Origin of the sequence: Aquibacillus sediminis, from assembly GCF_005870085.1 — a bacterium.
GTDB classification, from domain to species: domain Bacteria; phylum Bacillota; class Bacilli; order Bacillales; family Amphibacillaceae; genus Aquibacillus_E; species Aquibacillus_E sediminis.
Genome location: NZ_SZNM01000003.1, coordinates 252184 through 273330 on the forward strand (window position 1 = coordinate 252184; position 21147 = coordinate 273330).

Here is a 21147-nt window from a genome sequence, read left to right on the forward strand (position 1 = left end):
TAAATGCTTAGGATCGAGTTAGCGAATTACGGAGGTGACAGATCTCTCTAGATTTAGCATTGGGGCAGGATCCAAGCACAAGCATATTCTTTCATTCCTTATCGGCATGCCTTTATATAGATTGAGTATTGTTAATGTTCAGGATTTTACCTGACACAACTAGACTTTGCAGACACTTTCTAAGCTTTAATTGTAGGGTTATTCTCACGTTTCGTATCCATTTGATCTCCCCAGTAGGTGAAACCAACATCCATTTCATCAAGCGTCCATTCGATTGGCTCCCAATCTGGTTCAAATATTAAATAACCACCTGTAAACAGTTCAACCCTTAAGCCGCTTCCAGGGTCCTCTACATATATATACATCGCTTGAGAAATGCCATGTTTACCTGGCCCCTTGAAGGAAATCCCGTTTTCAGATAAAATATCGGCTGCTCTCAATAAATCTTGGGCATCATCCAACCAATAAGAAATGTGGTGTATTTGATTCTCTGTAGGAGAGGTTGGATCGAAACTAACAGCAATGTCATGCACAAGATTCGTAACACTTAACCAGCTACCAGCATAAGAATTGTCTGGTGCCTTAATATATTCACGTAAATTAAATCCAAGTTTTTCCATTAAATAATCTGTGATCGCCTTCGCATCATAGGAAGACAAAATATTAACATGATCAATTCTACGTGGAGAGATGCCTTTACGCCAAGATTTATATGTCTGATTTTTCAAGACAGAGCGACGATCCTCATCTGGCTGTGTCTTTTCCATTTCATAATAGATTTCAAACGTATGTTTACTAGGCAATTGAAAACGAATCGCACTTCCTTGTCCAGCTTCTTCACCTTCCTTGACCCACGTCACATCGGTACCAGCAAACTCCAGTAACTCTGCAAACTTTTCGACATCCTCTGCTCGTTTCGCTTTCCAAGCTATATGGTCAACCCGCGATTCACTACCTTCACGAATGGCAAGAGTATGATGCTCAAAATCCCCCCACGCACGTAGGTAGACAACACCATCTTTTACTTCTGTTTCCTCTAACCCTACAACCTCTTTAAAGAAAACAAGTGACTTCTTAAGGTCCGTTGTTACAAGGCCAACATGACCTAATTTAGCTAATTCTGGTGTACTCATACAAATCCCTCCTAAAATTAAGCGTTTTCATTTATTTTTAATTCAATTACTAAACACAATATATACTGACAATTCCATTTTTCTGCGAAATTATTCTTGGAGATAAACTAATAATGACTTACATAAGAGGCATCATTTCTATAGCTGATTATGATGATGAGAAGTGATTTTACTAGGATGTAGTGAAGTTCGTTTATTTTTAGTTGATTATAAGAAATAGGTGTTAGGTTCTTGGCCACAAAGTACTCTTCCATATGTTTCAACAAGACTGGAAGGTGTAATAAACCCGTGTAAATGCATCGTCATGAAATCACGGTAGACACGTTGAAGTGGATTGGTGTTATAAGCAAATCGAGATCCTGCACCTGCGACAAGTAATTCGATCGCTTCCTTACAGAGCTGGTTGACATAACCAAAATCTGCTTTCACTCGAACGACTTCATCTGTCGTCATGGTTTTCCCTTCCGCCGCATAGTTGTCTAGCATATCTACCGCACGGAATAAGTGAAGTTCGGCAGAGTCAATTTTCAATTGAGCATTCGCTATTTGAAAATGGGTAACGGCAGCTTCCGATTGTTTATTATAGAATGTATTTCCAATGTGAGACCTTTCTACTGTTTTCATTTGCAAATCCATTGCCGCTTTAGCCAACCCTAATGCTGGCGCTACAATAGATAGTGTCAACGCTGGAACAAATGGTGTACGATAAACGGCAATTTCCTTCAACTCTTCTGCCGTATAGTGTCCAAACCTTGCTAGTCGGTCTAACGATACTCGATGTTCCGGTACAAACACATTCTTCAAAGATACACTGTTACTGGCAGAGCCTCTCAGTCCCATTACATCCCAATCATCATGAATATACGCTTCATCACTTGGGACAATGATAATTGCCATTTCGACTTCACCGTTTTCATCTTCTAAAGGTACCCCAAAGTATAACCAATCTGCATGGCGGCACCCGGAGACAAATGGCCATTTAGCTTCCTTAATAAAGTAGCCTCCGTCCACCTTTTCCATATCTATGGTGATTGGCTTAAAGTTACCAGCTAGCACTGCATCTTGCTTCACAAAAATTTCATCCAGTGCTTGTTTTCCAAATACATAAGATGCCATGAATCCTCTAATATTTGTTAACGATACGAACCATGCCGTAGAGCCACATCCACGTGCAATCTCTGTTGTCACCTCTGTAAAAGTTCTAAAGTTTTCTTGGAATCCACCATACATTTTCGGTTGGAATACATTAATAATCCCATTTCGTTTTAAATCCTCGATCGTTGCATCTGGCATTTTACCTAATTCTTCTGTTTCCTCAGCTCGTTCACGCAATTTAGGAATAAGTGCATGTGCCTTGTTAACTAATTCTTCACGGACTGTGACTGTTTCTTTACTCAAAGAAATTCCTCCCTTTTTGTTTTTCAATTCGCTTTAGTCTACTCCAATGCCATCATTTTCTTTTTCACATGTTTGGCGACTCTTTCCATATGTTTTTCCATTACCGACCTCGCCATCGCGCTGTCTCTTTCTACTAAACTGTTATAAATCATCCAATGTTCTATATGGGATCGCTTTCTCGCTTCGCCTGCAAATAAATCATGTGGACTGCTCACATAATTCAAGTAATCCCAATATTCTTTCGTAATTTCGAGCATATATTTCAACCCTGAAGCATGCAAAATCACGGTATGGAATTCGATATTTAACTCTGCATATTGGTCATAAGGCAGTGTTTCATCTTCCATTTGATAAAGTAGTTCCTCTAAATATGCGAGTTTTTCCTCACTTATTGTTAATGCTGCATGGGAAGTCATCAGCGCATCAATCGTTGCACATATAAGCATCTTCTCATAAACTTCTTGTGGATCTGGTTGTTTCACAAACACACCAACTTGCGGTACGATCGTTATATATCCTTCTTGTTCCAATCTTCTAAGTGCTTTATTGACTGGAGTACGGCTAATGTTTAATGTCTTGGTAATATTGTTAACATTAATCGCTTCTTCCCGACTCCAGTCCCCTTGTAAAATATTCTCTTTAATATATTTGTAAGCTGCTTCTATTTTCATATTTTCTACACCTGTCATTCTTTTTTCTATCTATTTTACCAACCGTGTAAAAGAATAGAAAATTATACGTTGCTATTGAAGCTAGTTTTATAGTTCACCTAGAAAGAAGTCCTTAGTCAGCTTAATGAATCGATCTTTTTGCTCAATTTGTGCCCAATGGCCACAGCGTTTAAAAACATGTAATTGACTGTTTGGTATATAATCCATCATATATAAGCTACTTTCTAATGGAACGAAACGATCTTCTTTCCCATGAATGAGTAAAAATTCATTTTCCATCCGTTTCATCGCAGATGGCGGAACAGCTAAGTCAGCTAATGTTGCATTAGTAAAGGTTGCCTCATATGATTTACGAACCTCAGGTTGAAAAAACAGTTCCAATCTTTCTTGAACAATATCATCCAATTCATCTTCAACCATTTGCTCATCGAATAAAAACCAGCGAAGTAAATTTTTGAATGATGCTGGATCTGGGTCTTTATGAAAGTTCTGTAATTTCATTAATTCTGGAGTTGGTTCAAATTTACCACCCCCAGCTCCCATTAAAATAATTTTGTCAAATCGTTCAGGAGCTTGCATCAACAAATGAAGAGAAATCACTCCCCCCAACGAGTTACCTACTAAATGAGCTTTATCAATCTTCATTTCGTCCATCAAATTAATAATCTGATCAATTCTCTCTCTCAACCATTTAACACCATTATTCGGCGGATCATCAGGATGTTCGGTGCGGCCAAACCCATAAAAGTCAGGAGCAACAACGTGAAATTTTTCTGTGAAAGCTGGTAAGACATGTTGCCAATTACTTTTACCACTTACCCCTGGTCCACTGCCATGCAAAAAAATAATCGTATCAGAAGTTTTCTCACCACCTTCCATGATGTATGTGTTGTAATCCCCAGTTTGAACTGTCTTTGTTTGTATATCTCCCATGATACACACCCCACTATCATTATTTTTTATTTGTTAAGAAATAGTTTCACTTAACAATTCAGCGTCTAGTTCGATTCTTACACAAACTAAAATTTTAGTTTGTGCAAAATAACGGTAAAAAACAGAAAAAAAGAAACTAGAAAACGCTTTCTTTTACAACTATAATTTTAGTTGTTCTGTTACGGTTTGTCAACATAATTCTGTAAATTCTGAATACTTTTGTGAGTATAGTTGCATAAAGAGCTTGCCATTGCCATAAGCTAAGCGTTTCCTCATTCCTTTAACGGTTTCTTATCATGCTCGCACAATTAATTTCTGCAACTTTTGTTTCTAACGTATTTTTCTTGCCTGATTATGAAAAGATTTAAATAGAGCTTAGAACAGGATTACATCGTTAAGATGCTGCAACAATAGAGAGTTGGTGATCTTTTGTTACTTTTCATTGGAAAAGTTGTTGTTCTTTATTTAATTTATGTGATTTCGATACGGATTTTGGGTAAAACTGCCTTGGCACAATTAACTCCCCACGACTTTGGCGCATTATTCTTTTTAGCATATATGCTTTTTGGCGCCATCGATATTGAGAATTATAATCAAGTCGTTGCCGGGATTGTATCGATCGTCATTATTAATTTATTGCTCTCAAAACTAAGTTTGTTTCATAAATTTTTTAGCACGCTTTTTATTGGAAAACCTACCATTTTAGTTAAAGATGGAAAGATTGTTACCGAAAACTTGAAACGGAGTAGTTATAATTTAATGGAGCTTTTATCCAACATACGAACCGCAGGATATTTCGATATTAATGACATTGATTATGTGATTTTGGAACCGAATGGAAAAATAAGTGTATTTCCAAAGAAGAAATTCACACATGTCACTCCTAATGATTTAAATATAGGTGTTAAAGATACAGGATTACCAGTTCCTGTTATTATCGATGGACAGATTCAACACGATAACTTACAATCATTGAACCTTAGCGAACAGTGGTTAAAGGATGAAATTTACGCAAAAGATTATAAAGAAATCCGAAAGATCTTATTAGCAACTGTTCGTGATAAAAATCATCTTGTTGAGATATTTTCTAGTTATTAACAATCTAATTATGGTTCCTTTCTCTGACTCTCCTTCCACTAATTACCGTAACAATTAGTTAAATTAAGTTGTATAATTGTAGTGGAAGGAGTGATCTGATGTTGATTGCATTTATTGCCTTATTAGTCATATTGCTCTATTTATTTATGAAAAGAGCAAATGACAACACAAAAGATGTTATGATCAATCATATTAAGGTTGGCCCACCACAAGACCACCAGCACCAAGTACTAACTATTTTACAATTATCTGATTTACATTTGGAAAATATTTCTATTTCCCCCACAGAGCTCTACGATCAAATAAAAGACGAAAAAATTGATATCATCGCCCTTACTGGTGATTTTCTAGATCGTAAACGTACCATTCCAAAACTTATTCCTTATTTGCAAATGTTAAATAAACTTAAGCCACGATATGGTATCTATGCAGTACTAGGTAATCATGATTACGTTTTAAAAGGCCAACACCTCCAGCATTTAAAGGACACGTTAAAACAGCACAATGTTACCGTCATGCATAATCAACATCACACCATCACTGTCCACGGTCAACAAGTGAACATCATTGGGGTTGACGATTTTAGTACTAAGCGCAGTGACCTTAGTCAATCTTATCGTGGAATCAAACATGGAACGAACCTTGTCTTAACTCATGATCCCAACTTGGTGCTTGACATGAAGGAATATCATTTTGATTATTTGTTAGCTGGCCATTTTCATGGCGGACAAATTTGCTACCCCAAAGCCTATCACCTAGCTAAAATGGGAAAATTAGCCCGTATGAATATCGTGAAAGGACTTCATCATCAAAACGGAAGTCCTTATTATATTAATGAAGGACTAGGGCAAACAGGTGTAAATATCCGTGTTGGAAGTAGACCTGAAATAACTTTCCATCAGTTATCACTGGCAACAGAAGAAAAAGAACAAAAAATTAATCCTGCTATATAATAAAAAAACTTAGGCAAATGAGTTATTTCATCTGCCTAAGTTTTTTATTGCTATTTTTAAGCTTTTTAAACGTACACCGCCGTCGAGAGAAACTCGATGCAAATGACACAAAGTTTACAGCTCCATACTTACCTAAAAGATGCACTATCTTTTGGAACCGTAGTGTATAATCACTTTATAGACATAGCCTGCCAAACCACCAGAAATAACTGATATCGCAGTCAGAGACCGCCTTGCAATAGAAAGCGGTTCCTTGTTCCGCTAAAGGCCCAAAAAGCAGCAATAATATGGGTGAAACGGTTTCTGATTCCGCTAATGCACCAAAATTAAGTGAAAACGGTCTTGAATCAGACTAATAACGGAATGAGGAACCGCCTAACCACTAAAAAGTGCTTAAAAAAGGAGAATAACGGAATGAGGAACCGGCATGAAATGGAAGGCGGTTCCTTGTTCCTCAAAATGTCCAAGTTTCAATAGAATTTCTTTTTGAGATTAAGGCGACACAAATATCAATGATACATCTTTTGCAATGTTTCCTTAGACATCAACAAATAACTGGGAACATCCTGCTTTCTTGCAAATGGATTGGTCCCAAATAGGATTGCGATCGGCACAAATGACAAATATTTAAATAATTTATAAAATGGGTTTTTTATTGGAAATGAATTAAAGCCTAAATGTTGTGTTCCCTTTGTCAGCAAGGTGATGCCAACAATCCCTTTTATTTTTTCTCCTTCTTGGTGGTTTGTAATGTATTGCGTAATACCTGGTAAAGACGTTTTAACCTTCTGATACGTAATCATTGCCTTTTTTATTTCACTTTTGACATCTTTCAGTTCTGCTAACAATTTGACATTATGCAAATGAATTTTTACTAACAGATCATCCTTATCAATTGTTGTTCCATCATTTAATATACGTTTTTTTCCTTTATAACGAGTTAATCTGATCCGAAAAATATTGTCACGATTGGCTAAGTAGGTTAAGCGCGTACATCTGAAATATAAAGGATCTAATAGTGACCAAATAGTAAAGATTTGTCCCTTCATTTGCCTCTGTCCCTTTTTTTATCTTAGTTTTTTGCTCCTAATAAGGGACCATACAAGGAAATCTTTAGGAACTAATTTTTGAAATTCACCTATACATATTTAGCTCGTAAAATACTTCACCAACCAATTCGCGATTCTTTCCTTCGCCTCTGGATGCAAGGGCTTTCCAATACTTTGCTGCATTAATTTTTTCGCGTTTAAAATGGATTTTTCTTCCGTCTGTTCTCGTAATCCATGTTCCATATTGTTTATCACGTAATAATCAGCATTTTCACCCATTAATTCATTGAGTTCCTTAAATTCGCTATTATCTACCAAGTTATCTTTATCCCCACGGATGACTAAGACAGGACATGCAACTTTTTTCAGTGACTCCCTCGGGTGATAATTAAAATGTTCACGCATCCACTTTGCTGGTTGCTTAATACCCATCACGGAAAGAACATCTTTATTTGTTTTCATAATCCTTTGATTCATTTTTTGAACCTTTTTTTCATTTTTCTTGTCGATCTTTAATAAACGGTTTAACCAACCCGCTAGTCCTGGTTTATTCATTAGTTCTTGATAGGCTAACTGACGCTGTCCGTACAACGCTTCTTCTAAGTTACTAATTCCACCTGATAGCAATAGTAAGCCAGCAACTGGTCGCGTCTCCGTTAAAGCCGTTCCAATGATCGTCCCTTCACTATGTCCTGCCACAATGATCCTGTCTTTGTCAACATTTGCATGATTTTTTAAATAATCATAAATAAGACCAGCATCTTCTACTAAATCATGAAAGCCTGTCGCAATATGGTCGCCATCACTTTTACCGACTCCTCGCTTATCATAGCGAACAGTGATAAAACCTAAATCGCCAGTAATGAACATCGCTAAATCCTTATATAAATTTAGCTCCATCTCCGGTTTTGTGACATTTCCATCTCGATCGACTGACCCGCTTCCAGCAATGATGATAACCGCAGGCATCTTTCCCTCAATTATTTTAGGGATAGCCATTGATCCTCTAATTTTTATATGATTACCTACTTCTATTTCCGTTTGTTGAACCTTTGTCTCCTCTTGATTCATAAAATGCCTCCATTTTTATTCCATATATTGGTAACATTATACCCCCAACACTACTATTTTATAGGTCGATTCAAAAACACTTAGATAGGCATGTTTTCTTGCTATGTGTAGCATCCTATTATTAAGGGGTGGTAAACAATGACTAAAAGAAGCGTGACTGTTAACCAGGATCCTCATTTTGATGGAGAAAGAGAAAATATCATTGCTGACACGAAAGGTAAACAAGTTGGACTAAGTTCCGATGCGGCCAAGGCGACAAATCCTTTTCGGGTTAAAAACTTAAAGAAGGATCCGGATATGGAAGCATTTAATCAAACAATGAAGGATTATTAATTATAACTAAGAGGGGACAAATCAATATTCGTCCCCTCCACCAATTAAACAATAAATATAGAAATGACAATCATGAGTATTCCAGCAATCGTACATACATCCTGATATAGGTTAGGTTTACGGTCTTTTTCATAGTAACGATGCGTTTGTTGATGCAAATGTTCATCTGCAGGAATTTCAGGTGTTTGCGAACCAACAAGGCCTCTCCCACCAAAATAGATAACTTTGTAAAGAGGCAGTGCTACCAGTAATAACGCGAACCCTAATAATAAGCCCCACTTCCCAATAAATGAAGCGGCAATTGTTGACTGAACCAATATTGATGCCACTATTAATAAAAGAAACAGCACGGCGACTATTCCAATACTGTACGATAGTTTTTTGTGCATTATAATCGCCCCATTTTATAATTTGTTATATGTAATAATAACGAAAAAGCACTTGAAATGGTTTCATTAGATCTACTTTTTCATCCCTAACTTCGATAACACCAGCTGTTCCCATCTGTTCCATGGCAATGTCTGTTTAATCCATAGCAATACTTTCACACCTTTACCAATTGGATAATGTAATTTTCGAAAATGTTTTCTGTCTGATAGGTCAGCGATTAAATAGGCCACTTCTTTCGCATCCCCATGTTTCTGTTTACCAGTTTCCAGTTGGGAGTAGATTGCCTCCATGTAACCTTGATATGCAGAATCATCCTTCATCGAATCTTCTGCTACTTCCATCCCAGTTGACCAAATATTTGTTTTATATGAACCTGGCTCCACTAGCGCAACTTGAACACCAAACGGCTTCACTTCTAATCGCAGGCTTTCCGTATATCCTTCCAGCGCATGTTTGGACGCCACATATGGAGATAGACCAGGAAAAGCAATCTTCCCACTGATACTACTAACATTAATCACCTTTCCAAAGCCTTGCTGTCTCATTTTCGGAAGAACAACTTGAGTTACGGCCATCACACCAAATACATTGGCTTCGAACTGTCGGCGATAAGCGTCGAGACTCACATCTTCAGCAAATCCACCTACTGCAAAGCCTGCATTGTTTACTAATACATCTACCTGTTCTAATTGTTCTACTTTATGCTGGAAAGTCTGGATCGAATCTTGGTTTGTGACATCTAATGGAAAAGCATGAATTCGATTCAATATCTTGGAATCCTCTGTCATCGTCTGGAAAGTTTGTGATTTTTGCATGTTTCGCATTGTCGCAAGCACATGAAATCCCCGCCTAGCTAACTCCACTGTCGTTAATAGACCGAATCCACTAGATGCTCCAGTAATAATAGCTGTTTTATACATAATTTCAACTCCTAATAGTTTACAAATTTAACTGTCTCAGCTTCACATTTATTATATTATACGCAAGAACGTTTACTGGTTTCATGCTTTTAAGGTGATCCAAGGCACGTTTTGTTCCTAATCGTTTACTGGTTTCTCGCTTTTGAGCTGATCCAGGGCACGTTTTGCTCCTAATCGTTTACTGGTTTCATGCTTTTAAGGTGATCCAAGGCACGTTTTGCTCCTAATCGTTTACTGGTTTCTCGCTTTTGAGCTGATCCAGGGCACGTTTTGCTCTTAATCGTTTACTGGTTTCTCGCTTTTGAGCTGATCCAGGGCACGTTTTGCTCCTAATCGTTTACTGGTTTCTCACTTTTGAGCTGATCCAGGGCACGTTTTGCTCTTATTCGTTTACTGGTTTCTCGCTTTTGAGCTGATCCAGGGCACGTTTTGCTCTTATTCGTTTTGAGCAGATTCGGTTCGGGGACTGAAACCTTGGCCCATATGAAACGAAACATTCTACAGAAGCGTCCTCATAGCTCTCTTTTCAATCAGCATAAACGAAAGTTACTGCGTATAATTTAGCTTAAATGAATTGTATGGTTGCTAGCATTCCTATAATAAAAAGCGGCCAACCAATGAATATTGATTGACCACTTACAAGCATTCATGATGACATTTTAGGATTCCCAGTCATTATCATATGCGTTATAATTTGGATTGTTCCAATTTCCGCCTCCTGGGCCTGGTAGTGGTCCCTCGAAGTTCGGTGGTAACTGTGGATTCATATTGCCTCCACCTGGGCCTGGTAATGGTCCTTCAAAGTTCGGCGGTAACTGCGGATTCATATTGCCTCCACCTGGGCCTGGTAATGGTCCTTCAAAGTTTGGCGGTAACTGCGGATTCATATTGCCTCCACCTGGGCCTGGCAATGGTCCCTCAAAATTTGGTGGTAATTGCGGATTCACATTGCCTCCACCTGGACCCGGTAATGGTCCTTCAAAATTTGGCGGCATTTGACCATACCCTGGACCACCATAGTAAGGTGAAGCTTGTGAATACATTCCTGCATCATATCCACCTTGATATGGTGAAGCGCCATAATTAAAATCAAATCCTACTTGAGGATAGCCTGCATAGGACTGCGGGAATTGTGAATGGACATTGGATCCATACCCGCCTGGATAACCTGGTTGCATTGCACCGTATCCAGGTTGCATAGGTTGCTGATAATTGGAATATGGAAGATTCCAAGGTTGCTGTGGATTTCCATATGGATTGTGTGTTGGCATTTGTTGTTTACCTCCCCTTTAACATCTTACATGGATACCATATGCAACAAATGTCCGATCCGCAACCACCTATATATACTTTAGGTAAAAGCCTAGTGTATCCCTATTTCGATTACCCTTCTACATATGCCAAGTACATAAAAGAATTGCCTTCCGATTGCGCAATAATTACACTTGGAGTATCCCCATCAGAATAGGATTGATCTTTCGTAACAAAAATTTCTGTCCCCACGGGTAGTTTAGTCGCAAAAAAGTCTCGATACCACCATGTACGATCCGTTTGTTTTTTTACCTCACCAATTTTTTCACCAACTTCATTGTTGCGTTCTTTGAAACGATCAACATCTGACACATTCGCATAGACCACACCATCAATCTGTAAAATGTCAGCATTTGGGTTACCATCAAGAATTTCTTTTGCAGTAGGATTGCCTATTCCTAATTGGGGTGGGAAGTTCCCAGTCAATGCTAGGAAAGCGATCGTTAACAGAACAAAAGCTATAAAAGTAAATGTAACTCTTCTCAACATGTTTCCTCCAATTTATGAATATAATAGTACTGTTTTTTCATCCACGACAGTATCTCAACTATTTGTGTTTCCCCTATTATGACACACGAAACAGTAGATTTCAGCAATTGATCAAAATTGTGCTACACTGTAAACATATTTAGTCCTTCACATGTTGGACACTGACCGAATACTAGGGGTGTGAAAAGTGGGAAGAAAAGGGAAAATGTTAGACGCACAACTTAATAGCACATATTTAAGTGAAACAATTACGGTAAAATGGTATCAACCAGAAGCATTTACACCATTGAATAAATATCACGTTTGCATCATGCAGGATGGGGATGATTACTTTCAACTTGGTCGTGTGGCAACACTGAGTGATCAACTACACGAAGATGGAGAAATAGAAGATACCATTTTTGTTGGAATTCACTATAAAGATCGATATGATCGCCAAGATAAATATCACCCTACTGGTTCCAAACAGCATGCTTATATGCAATTTCTCATTCGAGAAGTTGTACCATTTTTAAACGAAAAAATACCAAACTTACACCTTGGTGGGTCTAGAACATTAATGGGAGACTCACTTGCTGGTACATTGGGATTGATGACCGCATTAAATTACCCTCATACATTTGGAAAAGTCATCATGCAATCACCTTATGTTGATGAAGACGTGCTTCAATCCGTTAGGGAAGCGAAATATTTTGATAACATTTCCATCTATCATACAATAGGCAACAAAGAAACGGCGGTTAATACGACAGCTGGTGATACCAAAGATTTCTTAGGTCCAAATCGCGAATTAAAACAACTAATTGAGCAATCAAACTCCCTGTATCATTATCATGAATTAGATGGCAATCATACTTGGAAATATTGGCAAAAAGATTTACCTCGTGCCTTAGTAACAATGTTTGGTTGGAATTAACAAATTTTCCCATCTGCATCTAAGATTTGCAATTATTTGTTATAATAAGGATACTTTAGAAGCTTCACTACAAGAGAACATACATGACTATGAAAAAAATCGAATAGGAGGAGTACCCTATGAAGTACGGAGTTGTTATTTTTCCATCGAAAAAGTTGCAAGATGAGGCTAATTCTTTCCGCAAGCGTTATGATCCACATTATGCATTAATTCCACCACACATCACGTTAAAGGAACCATTTGACGCTGATGACAAACAATTGGACGATATCATCCAGGAATTACAAGATGCTGCTAAAGAATCAAAACCTTTTCAACTGCAGGTCAAAAAAGTAAGTTCTTTTACACCAGTCACCAACACCATTTACTTAAAAGTAGAACCTGTCGATGAATTAGTGAAGCTTAACGATCGCCTACATTCGGGTAATCTGCCATCCGAACAAACTTATTCGTTTGTACCGCACATCACCATTGCGCAAAAATTATCAAATGATGAATTTTCCGATGTGTTCGGAAGTTTAAGAATACAAGAATTTAATATGAACGAAACAATAGATCGTTTCCAATTAGTATACCAACTTGAAAATGGTACATGGACGGTCTATGATACATTTAGACTTGATAAGGAGTAAGATTAATGGAAGTAAAAATCGTAACAACAGAACAACAACAACAAGATGCCTATCACGTAAGGAATACCGTTTTTGTCGATGAACAAAACGTTCCGCCAGACTTAGAGATTGATGACCTTGAGGATCAAGCAATCCATTTTGTCGGCTATCAGGACAAGCAACCCATCGCTGCTGGACGCATTCGCTTGGTTGAAGATTACGGAAAATTAGAACGCGTTTGTGTTTTGAAAGAGTTCCGTGGCAAATCACTCGGCAAAAAAATTATTCAAGAAATGGAACGTATGATTGCTGAAAAAGGCCAAGCAAAAGCAAAATTAAATGCACAAACACATGCTGAATCCTTTTATAAATCCCTAGGTTATCAAACCATTTCAGAAGAATTCATGGATGCAGGTATTCCTCACGTAACCATGATCAAACAACTTTAATAAAAAACTCTCGCCAATCAAATTGGTGAGAGTTTTTTATTTCTCCTACTTAATCGTAAATCATGATTAACCTGGTTAGATATGAGCTAATCTCCCCTAGTTGCTCTTCGTATAAACATTCCTTCAGCCGGCAAAAATAAAGTGAAACTTCACTCAGTGTAGGTTTTTGCTCTTCCCCCACTGAGTGTTAGTACCACAAGGAAGACCCGCAGAACCTTGAACCAATCGGGGTAGTTAGCTACCATACTCACACTTAATCATTTCCGTTTCCTATCATGTGTTGAAGTGGGAGTTTTAAAACGGTTGCACTTGCACCAGGGTAAACAAAATGTACGTCCTATTAAGTACAGTTCAGTAGAAATCGAAAGGATTAGATGGCCTTATGAAAGATATATTTATAGAAGCATTATTCGGGTTTGTTGCTTTATTTATTATTGCTAAAGTATTAGGAAAAACGCAAATCAAACAATTAACTGCCTTTGACTTTATTTCTGCTCTAATTTTTGGGGAACTAGTTGGTAATGGTATATATGATGATAAAGTCGGTGTAAAAGAAGTTGCATTTGCAGTTTTTTTATGGGGGGCATTCTTGTATATTGTTGAAATACTTACCCAGAAATTCAAACGAACACGGAGTGTGTTCGAAGGAAAGCCAGAAATTGTTATTAGAAACGGACAACTTCAGCGCGATGCCTTAAAACGTGGGAAGCTGGATATAAACCAACTACAACACTTATTAAGATCACAAGGCGCCTTTTCCGTAAGGGAAGTAGAATTCGCAGTTCTTGAAACAGACGGTTCAGTATCTGTTCTAAAGAAAACACTTGATCAAACTCCGAAACGATCAGACCTTAACTTAATGGTCGAAAATGTAGCATTACCATGGACGCTAATAATGGACGGGGAGATTGTACAAGACAATTTAGCTGAAATCAACCAAGATGAGCAATGGCTTGAACAAGAATTACAGAAGCAGAAAATTGAATCATATCAAGATGTGTTTTATGCTGAATACAAAGAGGGAGAAGCTTTGTTTGTTCAAACATACTAGGCTTCTCCGTTTTATCTCTTCAAAAGTTTGATACATGCGTATAAACTGTATTATGTGAAGTAACATTCCTCGATAGCATGTATTAGAGCTTTTTCTTAATTATCGACCACTTTTTCCCTAGATCTTGCCGTATTTACAGCTTTTTCATGCATAATCCAGCGCTTTTTTCCAGATCCTGCGTATTTACGGCTTTTTCACGCATAATTCAGCGCTTTTTCTCCAGATCCTGCGTATTTACAACTTTTTCATGCATAATCCAGCGCTTTTTCTCCAGATCCTGCGTATTTACGGCTTTTTCATGCATAATCCAGCGCTTTTTCTCCATATCCTGCTTATTTACGGCTTTTTCACGCATAATCTAGCGCTTTTTCTCCAGATCCTGCGTATTTAGAGTTTTTTCATACATTATCCAGCACATTCCCCTTGATTCCGTGTATTTTGGAAGCATGGCATCTCATAATAGCTTCTTCTAGTATCGGAGTGATCGTATAAACCTTATGATTTTGCTGTAAATACTGCGCTCCAATAAAATGATCAAATGAGGATGGATAATGAACAGGTGAGTAACTGGAAAACCATGTTTTAATTGTTTTAATACTTTTTCATTGTTGATTTATCAATTCCTGTATCCAATTAACATTCCTTGTTTTAGTTTTCTGACATATCCTATATTAACTGGACCATGAAAATAATAACAAAAATGATTTACTTGTTGTAGTTTCATTACGACGACTTCTTTTTTCATTTATTCTGAAATCGTATCCTCGATTTTAGTAAATTTCTAATTAAGACGGAACACTATACTCTTTCATTAATATTTTTTCCTATCCCTGTTAACTGTGCATACACATGGTCTATTGTCAGTTGATGATAATTTTTGGATAGATGGAGTTTCTTCATGGTTTGATTTTTTTGTGGAGTTCTGTATTGTAGGTAAGTTTCATCTAGTTGCGCTTTCGATAACTTTCCAATAGGAAATGGATCACTTTTCGTTTTACTTATACGAGTATGATAGTCTTGATACTGATAAGATGGAATTGGAAGCACATATCCCATGAATAATCCCCCCTAAAAAAGGTTTACCTATTATACGAGTAAACAACTCCCTTTGTTTCAATTTTCAAACATTTTTTCTAATTCGTCAAATACTTCTTCAAACTTTTTCCTATTCTTATTAAATTGCTGATCCCATTTTGTCATTTCTGTTGTAAATTCTGTCATTTTCTTTTCTGGATGTTGAAACCATTTCTCATTCTTACCTAGGTGTTTTTCAATATCACGAATGTGCTTCATCCACTTTAAAGTCAATGGAAATCTCTCCTTTCCTATTAATAAAGAAAACATGTCTACTGGTAAACATTTAGGCGCCGGTTAAAGATGTAGTTGCACTTCCCTTAGCACCTTAAAATTTTTACTACGTCGAAAGAAGTCACTTTGATACATTGAAACTTCACTCAATAGGGTTTTTGCCCTTCCTCACTAAGTGTTAGCCTGCACCAATCGCGGTGAAAGCGAAAGTGTACTCCCACTAAAACATCTCAATTTCATATCATGTTTTGAATTGGGAGTCTTAAGGACGGTTGCATCGGGATAAAAAAAACAAGACAGCCACTTGCTGCCTTGCCTGCTATCTACATTATACCCATGAAAATGGACGCTTTTTATCATCGTCATCTTTGTAATCATCATCGTCATCTTCAACATCTTTATCAATTGCTTCCACTTCTTCGTATTTTTCTTCCACCTTTTCTTCCTCTACATCGTCTTTAATCGGTCCTCCAAAAAAGGGATCATAGGCCCGACGACGTGGTTTCGGTGGTTCAATCGTAACGTTATCTGCCTTTATCACCAAATCTTTTACATAGATAACTTTTTTCTTTTCAGACATGAAACTAGTCACTCCCCTTAACGTTGAAGGTTTAATCGCTATATTGTATGAAAATGAAATAATACCGATATGGACATTCGCCCGTTTTTCAAATTTTCTTGTGTCACTTTGCTCAATTTCTCAATTTGAGACGTTTGCCCACACAAACTGGCCAACCATACATACTCTATTAGTGACAAATAAGTCAATAACTATTCGAAAGGGGTTAGATATAATGAGTTGTGGAAAGAAATTCGATTCAGGAAATTGTGTAGCGGATATTCTTCGAGATATTGCTGATGCACAAACAGATATTATCGATAATGGCTGTATCACAAGCTGTGAAAGATCAATTGCGGACCTTCTAGGGGAAACTGCCCCAACAAGCGAAAATGACACAGTGCCAGTAATTCTTTATTGCAAAGGGGACTGCAAACCATTCCAAGGTTTCGGGGTACCTGAAGACGACTTATGGAATGCATTTGGAAGTTTCTATTTCCGTGTGAAGTCTGTAGACGAGGACAACTGCGCAGTACTAGAATTACTACGCGATCCAAACGATGATGATGAATGTCCTAAATCTCCAGCAGACCAAGATACTAGTCACCTTCGTGCAACAGGTGTATGCATGACAGTAGATCTTGACTGCTTCTGTCACGTGACTTGCCTTCCAGCAATCAATGCATTCGACCGCGTATAATTAAATATGTGGGTCTGGCTTCGATTGAAGCCAGACCTTTTAAATTCTTAAAAACTTAACAATCGAATACTTTCGATTTCATCAATATTTAATTCTCTTAGTCGCGGATATTTATAGGTAGCCATCTGAACAATTCCGTCTTGATAATCAGCTATTACCCCTCGAAGTTTCTCTTCTTCAGTAGTTACTACTTCACATTTCATTCTCGGCACCTGTGAAGGAAGGCCAACAAAGTACTCCACTTTTTCCTCAATCGTCATATCCTTAAATTTTTTTCGTTCGGTCCGTTTCCTTCTTAAGGTTTGCTTCTCACCACTATATACATTTTCATTTTCTTTTGTGTCATTTGTTTCCTCTTCATCCACATATTGTTCTATTGACTCACTGCGATCTGCTGATTGCTTTGCCTCTTGTTTCATATCCTGTAGAAATTTAGATTTATTGCGTACAGCTTTTTGTGCCTTTCTTTGTTCTACTGTTGGTTCTTTCTTCTTTGGTGTTCGGTATTTGGATTGCATGGAGGCTGATGGATTCCCTAGTTTAGGTTGTTCAATGTATAACATTGGTCTTTGGGTATACTTTCTTCTCTTCCTCATAAACGGCTTTCCTCCCCATCATCAAACTCTTCAAGATAGTATATGTTTAAAAATTGGGATTTGTGCCCAGAAAATTTAGAATGAGTAGTCGATTTTTCAAACTGAAAACAAAGCTTCCAAAAAAATCATACTCCGTCATTGAAAAGACGTTTTCTAAGTGCTTACTGTATTATCGTAATAACTTTAGAAAAATCCGTCGTAAGTTTGACGTGAGGAATCTGTCACGAGAGAGCTTGTCTCGACAGGTTGAAGAAAAAATCCGAACGATGGTTTATAAACCATCGTTCGGATTTTACAATAACTCACATATTCTCTTTCTAAAAACTTATTAAGATAATCCCAAAATATTATACCCAGAATCAACATGAATCACTTCACCAGTAACGCCGCGTGATAAATCACTTAATAAGTAATAAGCAGTATCCCCTACTTCTTCTTGAGTAACGGTGCGACGAAGTGGTGCTGTTTCTTCAATTTTTTTCAATACTGAATTGAAGTCACCAATCCCTTTAGCGGAAAGTGTGCGAATTGGTCCAGCTGAAATGGCATTGACACGGACACCATGTTTACCAAGGTCATTAGCCAAATATTTCATTGTTGCATCAAGACTTGCTTTAGCAACGCCCATCACATTATAATTCTGCACGACACGTTCGCCACCTAAATATGTCATCGTAATGATGCCGCCACCTTCTGTCATTACCGGTTGCGCAGCACGTGCAACCGCAACAAGAGAATATGCACTAATATTATGTGCAGTTAGGTAACCATCACGGCTTGTATCAACAAATTCACCTTTTAAATCATCTTTATTGGCAAAAGCAATGCAATGTGCTAAACCATGAATCACACCGACATCATTTTTAATTTGTTCAAAGGTTGCATTCACTGCATCATCATTTGTTACATCACACTCGTAAAATAAAGCATCTTGTCCATCTAAACTTGCCACCAAATCGCGCACAGGTTTCTCAAAGCGTTCATTCGCATAGGTAAATATAAGACGTGCTCCCGCTTCGTGTAAGGAACGTGCAATCCCCCAGGCGATACTACGCTTATTTGCAACACCCATTACTACATATGTACGACCTGCTAATGAAAAATTCACAATTCACCCTCCAATATAATTAACACTTGTTATTAGTACCTGCTACTATTTTAGATGAAAACAAGCTAAAACACAATCAATAATAGCATACATTAGAAAATTACTTTGATTAAATGGTTATTGCATTCTTTTATATAAAGGGTGGCACAAAAACAAAGTGTCAGACACCCTTATCTACAACGTCAAATAACTTTCTGCTGTAGTTAAATAATGGAGTCTGACAACAATGTGTTAACCTATTTCTTTAATCATAACTATATTCTAAAATCATTTGTAATTCTTCCACATATTCATTTGATCCTGTTACGATCAAACTATCCCCTAACATTAATTGTGTATCACCATGAGGCACGAGGGTATCTTCCCCTCTAAAGATCCGAACCATGATGACATCTCCAGTAAATGGAAACTCACGTACTTTAATGCCATGGTAATTTGGATTATTCATTGTTATTTCGTATAGTGCACTTTCTTGTTGGGTTAAAATATCTACCACATTTGGTGCTTCAATTAATGACCTTAACACTGTCTTGGTTGACATTAAGACAGAAAAGACTTCAATTTGTTTTTCTTTTAGTTCTTTATCAATTCGAGATGATTCCGCTCGTGCGATGACACGTTCAACACCGATTTCCTTCGCATACGTTGCAATCTCGGCGTTCTGTGCTTCATCACCTGTGGATACAACAACTAAATCGACATCAAACACACCAATTTCTTCTAACTTTTTCACATCATAATTTTGTAATTGGATGATATCAAACAGTGACTTCGTAATATTTTCGTCTATCTTTTCTTGTTTCGTATGGTACAAGTGTGTTTCAAATGCTTGCTGGTCTAATTCCCTTACGACTGGAAGTGTTGCTTGGTTAGAACCAACAAAAGAAATAATTTGCTTATGGTCCTCTTCCGCAGGTTTTACATAATATTTCTTAAAGAATGGCGGTGTAATTAAACAGGATAGTACAGCGACTAATATTAACGCACTTTCCATGTCACTATCAATGATCCCCATACGTTCGCCAATTGTTGCTGCCGCTATAACTAAGGATAACGTCGAAGTCAAAATCATCCCTGAACTAAACACGGTGCGCCAATCATACCATTTTTTTAATATTGCAACTGGCACTAGTTTAGAGAGTAATAATGCAATTAGCAACGTTGGAATTAGGATGAATACTTTTGGATCCTGGAATAACGACCATAAATCTATTTCCACGCCAACCATCACAAAGAAAATTGGAATTAAGAAACCATATCCAAAACTATCCATTTTGTGGACTAAATCTTGGTTTGGTGATAATAATGATACCAACGCACCAGCTAAAAACGCACCTAATATGTTTTCAGCTCCAACCGTTTCAGATAGAGCAACTAAGAAAATAATTAACGTAAAGACAGCTCGTGTACCAATTTGAATCGTTCCTTTAGACATGGTTTCAATAAAGGTTTGATTCCTAAAATGCTTCCCAACAAAATAGAGTAAGATACCTGCAGCAAATAAGATCAGTAGCAACCACATGTTACCTGAACTATCGTAAATGGATACAAATACTGCTAATAGAATCATAGTTGCCAAGTCAGCAATTACTGCAATTAACAAAATGGTTTGACCAATTGTTGTTGTCATCGCCTGCTCTTCTTTTAATGTCGGTACAACAACACCTAATGAAATCGTTGAAATAATCAATGTCATCAAGAAAATATTATCAATAAATCCAGCAAGAACAAATAAATACGAAAGCCCGATCGAAATAATAAATATACCTACAAATACAATTAACGCAATTACTACAGGATTAGGCATTCCATTACTTTTACTCGGTTTCCGACCCTTCTTTTTATTCGCAAAGATGGAAAAATCAATCTCAAGTCCACTTAAAAACATCAAAAAGATAAATCCTAAAGTAGATAATGTTTCCAACCATGTACTTTCATCCACAAGGTTCAATCCACTATAACCAATAATAAGTCCAACGATGATCTCTGCTACTACAACAGGAATCATTTTTAATCGTAGACGATGTAATATTATTGGGGTTAAAAACGCTGCTAAGATCACAATCAATAATGAACTAAGTGATTCTCCGTGTTCCATTT

The 21147-nt window shown here is 37.3% G+C and carries 25 protein-coding genes; 8 read left to right on the forward strand and 17 right to left on the reverse strand.

The window, feature by feature from the left end; genetic code table 11:
- Nucleotides 1-179: 179 nt before the first annotated feature.
- From FCI53_RS04780 to FCI53_RS04795, 4 genes are all read right to left on the reverse strand, one after another.
- A complete protein-coding gene (locus tag FCI53_RS04780; RefSeq protein WP_138416358.1) occupies nt 180-1133 on the reverse strand; it encodes a VOC family protein in 954 nt (317 codons plus the stop codon).
- A 207-nt stretch (nt 1134-1340) separates the two neighbouring features.
- Nucleotides 1341-2531 (reverse strand): acyl-CoA dehydrogenase family protein, encoded by a 1191-nt coding sequence (locus FCI53_RS04785; protein WP_246050009.1) that lies wholly within the window; start codon nt 2529-2531, stop codon nt 1341-1343.
- Nucleotides 2532-2569: 38 nt separating this feature from the next.
- On the reverse strand, nt 2570-3202 hold the full coding sequence (locus tag FCI53_RS04790) for a GntR family transcriptional regulator (protein WP_171038064.1): 633 nt from the start codon (nt 3200-3202) through the stop codon (nt 2570-2572).
- Between the two features lie 87 nt (nt 3203-3289).
- The gene (locus FCI53_RS04795) at nt 3290-4135 is read right to left on the reverse strand and encodes an alpha/beta fold hydrolase (protein WP_138416362.1); all 846 of its coding nucleotides are present in this window, start codon (nt 4133-4135) and stop codon (nt 3290-3292) included.
- 429 nt (nt 4136-4564) lie between these two features.
- Here FCI53_RS04795 and FCI53_RS04800 point away from each other — a divergent pair, with 429 nt between their 5' ends.
- Complete coding sequence (locus FCI53_RS04800; protein ID WP_138416364.1) at nt 4565-5233, forward strand: DUF421 domain-containing protein; 669 nt, start codon at nt 4565-4567, stop codon at nt 5231-5233.
- A gap of 98 nt (nt 5234-5331) precedes the next feature.
- The gene (locus FCI53_RS04805; RefSeq protein ID WP_138416366.1) at nt 5332-6186 is read left to right on the forward strand and encodes a metallophosphoesterase; all 855 of its coding nucleotides are present in this window, start codon (nt 5332-5334) and stop codon (nt 6184-6186) included.
- Nucleotides 6187-6695: 509 nt separating this feature from the next.
- Here the strand turns inward: FCI53_RS04805 and FCI53_RS04810 are convergent.
- Both FCI53_RS04810 and FCI53_RS04815 read right to left on the reverse strand, forming a co-directional pair.
- On the reverse strand, nt 6696-7235 hold the full coding sequence (locus FCI53_RS04810; RefSeq protein WP_138416368.1) for a YkoP family protein: 540 nt from the start codon (nt 7233-7235) through the stop codon (nt 6696-6698).
- 99 nt (nt 7236-7334) lie between these two features.
- Nucleotides 7335-8306: an alpha/beta hydrolase gene (locus FCI53_RS04815; RefSeq protein WP_138416370.1), complete on the reverse strand. Its 972-nt coding sequence runs from the start codon at nt 8304-8306 to the stop codon at nt 7335-7337.
- 138 nt (nt 8307-8444) lie between these two features.
- Here FCI53_RS04815 and FCI53_RS04820 point away from each other — a divergent pair, with 138 nt between their 5' ends.
- Complete coding sequence (locus FCI53_RS04820) at nt 8445-8639, forward strand: hypothetical protein (protein ID WP_138416372.1); 195 nt, start codon at nt 8445-8447, stop codon at nt 8637-8639.
- A gap of 44 nt (nt 8640-8683) precedes the next feature.
- Here FCI53_RS04820 and FCI53_RS04825 read toward each other — a convergent pair whose 3' ends face one another.
- From FCI53_RS04825 to FCI53_RS04840, 4 genes are all read right to left on the reverse strand, one after another.
- Nucleotides 8684-9028, reverse strand: coding sequence for a hypothetical protein (locus FCI53_RS04825; RefSeq protein ID WP_138416374.1), 345 nt, complete (start codon nt 9026-9028; stop codon nt 8684-8686).
- Between the two features lie 72 nt (nt 9029-9100).
- Nucleotides 9101-9952 carry an SDR family oxidoreductase gene (locus tag FCI53_RS04830; protein WP_210238481.1) on the reverse strand — a complete coding sequence of 284 codons (852 nt, stop codon included), beginning with the start codon at nt 9950-9952 and terminating at the stop codon, nt 9101-9103.
- 656 nt (nt 9953-10608) lie between these two features.
- The gene (locus tag FCI53_RS04835) at nt 10609-11220 is read right to left on the reverse strand and encodes a hypothetical protein (RefSeq protein WP_138416378.1); all 612 of its coding nucleotides are present in this window, start codon (nt 11218-11220) and stop codon (nt 10609-10611) included.
- Nucleotides 11221-11332: 112 nt separating this feature from the next.
- Entirely contained in the window at nt 11333-11746 is a 414-nt protein-coding gene (locus FCI53_RS04840; RefSeq protein WP_138416380.1) for a hypothetical protein, read from the reverse strand.
- Nucleotides 11747-11936: 190 nt separating this feature from the next.
- Between FCI53_RS04840 and FCI53_RS04845 the strand changes: the two genes are divergently transcribed.
- The 4 genes from FCI53_RS04845 (at nt 11937) to FCI53_RS04860 (ending at nt 14776) form a co-directional block, all read left to right on the forward strand.
- Nucleotides 11937-12665 carry an alpha/beta hydrolase gene (locus tag FCI53_RS04845; protein WP_138416382.1) on the forward strand — a complete coding sequence of 243 codons (729 nt, stop codon included), beginning with the start codon at nt 11937-11939 and terminating at the stop codon, nt 12663-12665.
- Between the two features lie 119 nt (nt 12666-12784).
- Nucleotides 12785-13297: a YjcG family protein gene (locus FCI53_RS04850; protein ID WP_138416384.1), complete on the forward strand. Its 513-nt coding sequence runs from the start codon at nt 12785-12787 to the stop codon at nt 13295-13297.
- A gap of 5 nt (nt 13298-13302) precedes the next feature.
- Nucleotides 13303-13725, forward strand: a complete 423-nt coding sequence (locus tag FCI53_RS04855; RefSeq protein ID WP_138416386.1) for a GNAT family N-acetyltransferase — start codon at nt 13303-13305, stop codon at nt 13723-13725.
- A gap of 382 nt (nt 13726-14107) precedes the next feature.
- Nucleotides 14108-14776: a DUF421 domain-containing protein gene (locus FCI53_RS04860; protein WP_138416388.1), complete on the forward strand. Its 669-nt coding sequence runs from the start codon at nt 14108-14110 to the stop codon at nt 14774-14776.
- Between the two features lie 205 nt (nt 14777-14981).
- On the opposite strand, the gene FCI53_RS21335 is transcribed toward FCI53_RS04860, so the two are convergent.
- From FCI53_RS21335 to FCI53_RS04875, 4 genes are all read right to left on the reverse strand, one after another.
- Nucleotides 14982-15131 (reverse strand): hypothetical protein, encoded by a 150-nt coding sequence (locus tag FCI53_RS21335; RefSeq protein WP_171038065.1) that lies wholly within the window; start codon nt 15129-15131, stop codon nt 14982-14984.
- 443 nt (nt 15132-15574) lie between these two features.
- A complete protein-coding gene (locus FCI53_RS04865; RefSeq protein ID WP_138416390.1) occupies nt 15575-15832 on the reverse strand; it encodes a hypothetical protein in 258 nt (85 codons plus the stop codon).
- 57 nt (nt 15833-15889) lie between these two features.
- Complete coding sequence (locus tag FCI53_RS04870) at nt 15890-16084, reverse strand: hypothetical protein (RefSeq protein ID WP_138416392.1); 195 nt, start codon at nt 16082-16084, stop codon at nt 15890-15892.
- A 328-nt stretch (nt 16085-16412) separates the two neighbouring features.
- Nucleotides 16413-16664: a hypothetical protein gene (locus FCI53_RS04875; protein ID WP_138416395.1), complete on the reverse strand. Its 252-nt coding sequence runs from the start codon at nt 16662-16664 to the stop codon at nt 16413-16415.
- A gap of 214 nt (nt 16665-16878) precedes the next feature.
- Between FCI53_RS04875 and FCI53_RS04880 the strand changes: the two genes are divergently transcribed.
- Entirely contained in the window at nt 16879-17343 is a 465-nt protein-coding gene (locus FCI53_RS04880; RefSeq protein WP_138416397.1) for a CotY/CotZ family spore coat protein, read from the forward strand.
- Nucleotides 17344-17390: 47 nt separating this feature from the next.
- Here FCI53_RS04880 and FCI53_RS04885 read toward each other — a convergent pair whose 3' ends face one another.
- The 3 genes from FCI53_RS04885 to FCI53_RS04895 all read right to left on the reverse strand — a co-directional run bounded on the left by FCI53_RS04885 (nt 17391) and on the right by FCI53_RS04895 (nt 21145).
- The gene (locus FCI53_RS04885) at nt 17391-17939 is read right to left on the reverse strand and encodes a CotO family spore coat protein (protein WP_138416399.1); all 549 of its coding nucleotides are present in this window, start codon (nt 17937-17939) and stop codon (nt 17391-17393) included.
- A gap of 328 nt (nt 17940-18267) precedes the next feature.
- Nucleotides 18268-19047 carry an enoyl-ACP reductase FabI gene (fabI, locus tag FCI53_RS04890; RefSeq protein ID WP_138416401.1) on the reverse strand — a complete coding sequence of 260 codons (780 nt, stop codon included), beginning with the start codon at nt 19045-19047 and terminating at the stop codon, nt 18268-18270.
- 244 nt (nt 19048-19291) lie between these two features.
- Entirely contained in the window at nt 19292-21145 is a 1854-nt protein-coding gene (locus FCI53_RS04895) for a monovalent cation:proton antiporter family protein (RefSeq protein ID WP_138416403.1), read from the reverse strand.
- Nucleotides 21146-21147: the final 2 nt, after the last annotated feature.

Excerpts from the sequence above, each read along its gene's own strand:
- FCI53_RS04780 (WP_138416358.1), bottom strand. The coding sequence starts at position 1,133 with ATGAGTACACCAGAATTAGCTAAATTAGGTCATGTTGGCCTTGTAACA.
- FCI53_RS04790 (WP_171038064.1), bottom strand. The coding sequence starts at position 3,202 with ATGAAAATAGAAGCAGCTTACAAATATATTAAAGAGAATATTTTACAA.
- FCI53_RS04795 (WP_138416362.1), bottom strand. The coding sequence starts at position 4,135 with ATGGGAGATATACAAACAAAGACAGTTCAAACTGGGGATTACAACACA.
- FCI53_RS04805 (WP_138416366.1), top strand. The coding sequence starts at position 5,332 with ATGTTGATTGCATTTATTGCCTTATTAGTCATATTGCTCTATTTATTT.
- FCI53_RS04810 (WP_138416368.1), bottom strand. The coding sequence starts at position 7,235 with ATGAAGGGACAAATCTTTACTATTTGGTCACTATTAGATCCTTTATAT.
- FCI53_RS04815 (WP_138416370.1), bottom strand. The coding sequence starts at position 8,306 with ATGAATCAAGAGGAGACAAAGGTTCAACAAACGGAAATAGAAGTAGGT.
- FCI53_RS04820 (WP_138416372.1), top strand. The coding sequence starts at position 8,445 with ATGACTAAAAGAAGCGTGACTGTTAACCAGGATCCTCATTTTGATGGA.
- FCI53_RS04825 (WP_138416374.1), bottom strand. The coding sequence starts at position 9,028 with ATGCACAAAAAACTATCGTACAGTATTGGAATAGTCGCCGTGCTGTTT.
- FCI53_RS04835 (WP_138416378.1), bottom strand. The coding sequence starts at position 11,220 with ATGCCAACACACAATCCATATGGAAATCCACAGCAACCTTGGAATCTT.
- FCI53_RS04850 (WP_138416384.1), top strand. The coding sequence starts at position 12,785 with ATGAAGTACGGAGTTGTTATTTTTCCATCGAAAAAGTTGCAAGATGAG.
- FCI53_RS04855 (WP_138416386.1), top strand. The coding sequence starts at position 13,303 with ATGGAAGTAAAAATCGTAACAACAGAACAACAACAACAAGATGCCTAT.
- FCI53_RS04860 (WP_138416388.1), top strand. The coding sequence starts at position 14,108 with ATGAAAGATATATTTATAGAAGCATTATTCGGGTTTGTTGCTTTATTT.
- FCI53_RS21335 (WP_171038065.1), bottom strand. The coding sequence starts at position 15,131 with ATGCGTGAAAAAGCCGTAAATAAGCAGGATATGGAGAAAAAGCGCTGG.
- FCI53_RS04865 (WP_138416390.1), bottom strand. The coding sequence starts at position 15,832 with ATGGGATATGTGCTTCCAATTCCATCTTATCAGTATCAAGACTATCAT.
- FCI53_RS04875 (WP_138416395.1), bottom strand. The coding sequence starts at position 16,664 with ATGTCTGAAAAGAAAAAAGTTATCTATGTAAAAGATTTGGTGATAAAG.
- FCI53_RS04880 (WP_138416397.1), top strand. The coding sequence starts at position 16,879 with ATGAGTTGTGGAAAGAAATTCGATTCAGGAAATTGTGTAGCGGATATT.
- FCI53_RS04885 (WP_138416399.1), bottom strand. The coding sequence starts at position 17,939 with ATGAGGAAGAGAAGAAAGTATACCCAAAGACCAATGTTATACATTGAA.
- FCI53_RS04895 (WP_138416403.1), bottom strand. The coding sequence starts at position 21,145 with ATGGAACACGGAGAATCACTTAGTTCATTATTGATTGTGATCTTAGCA.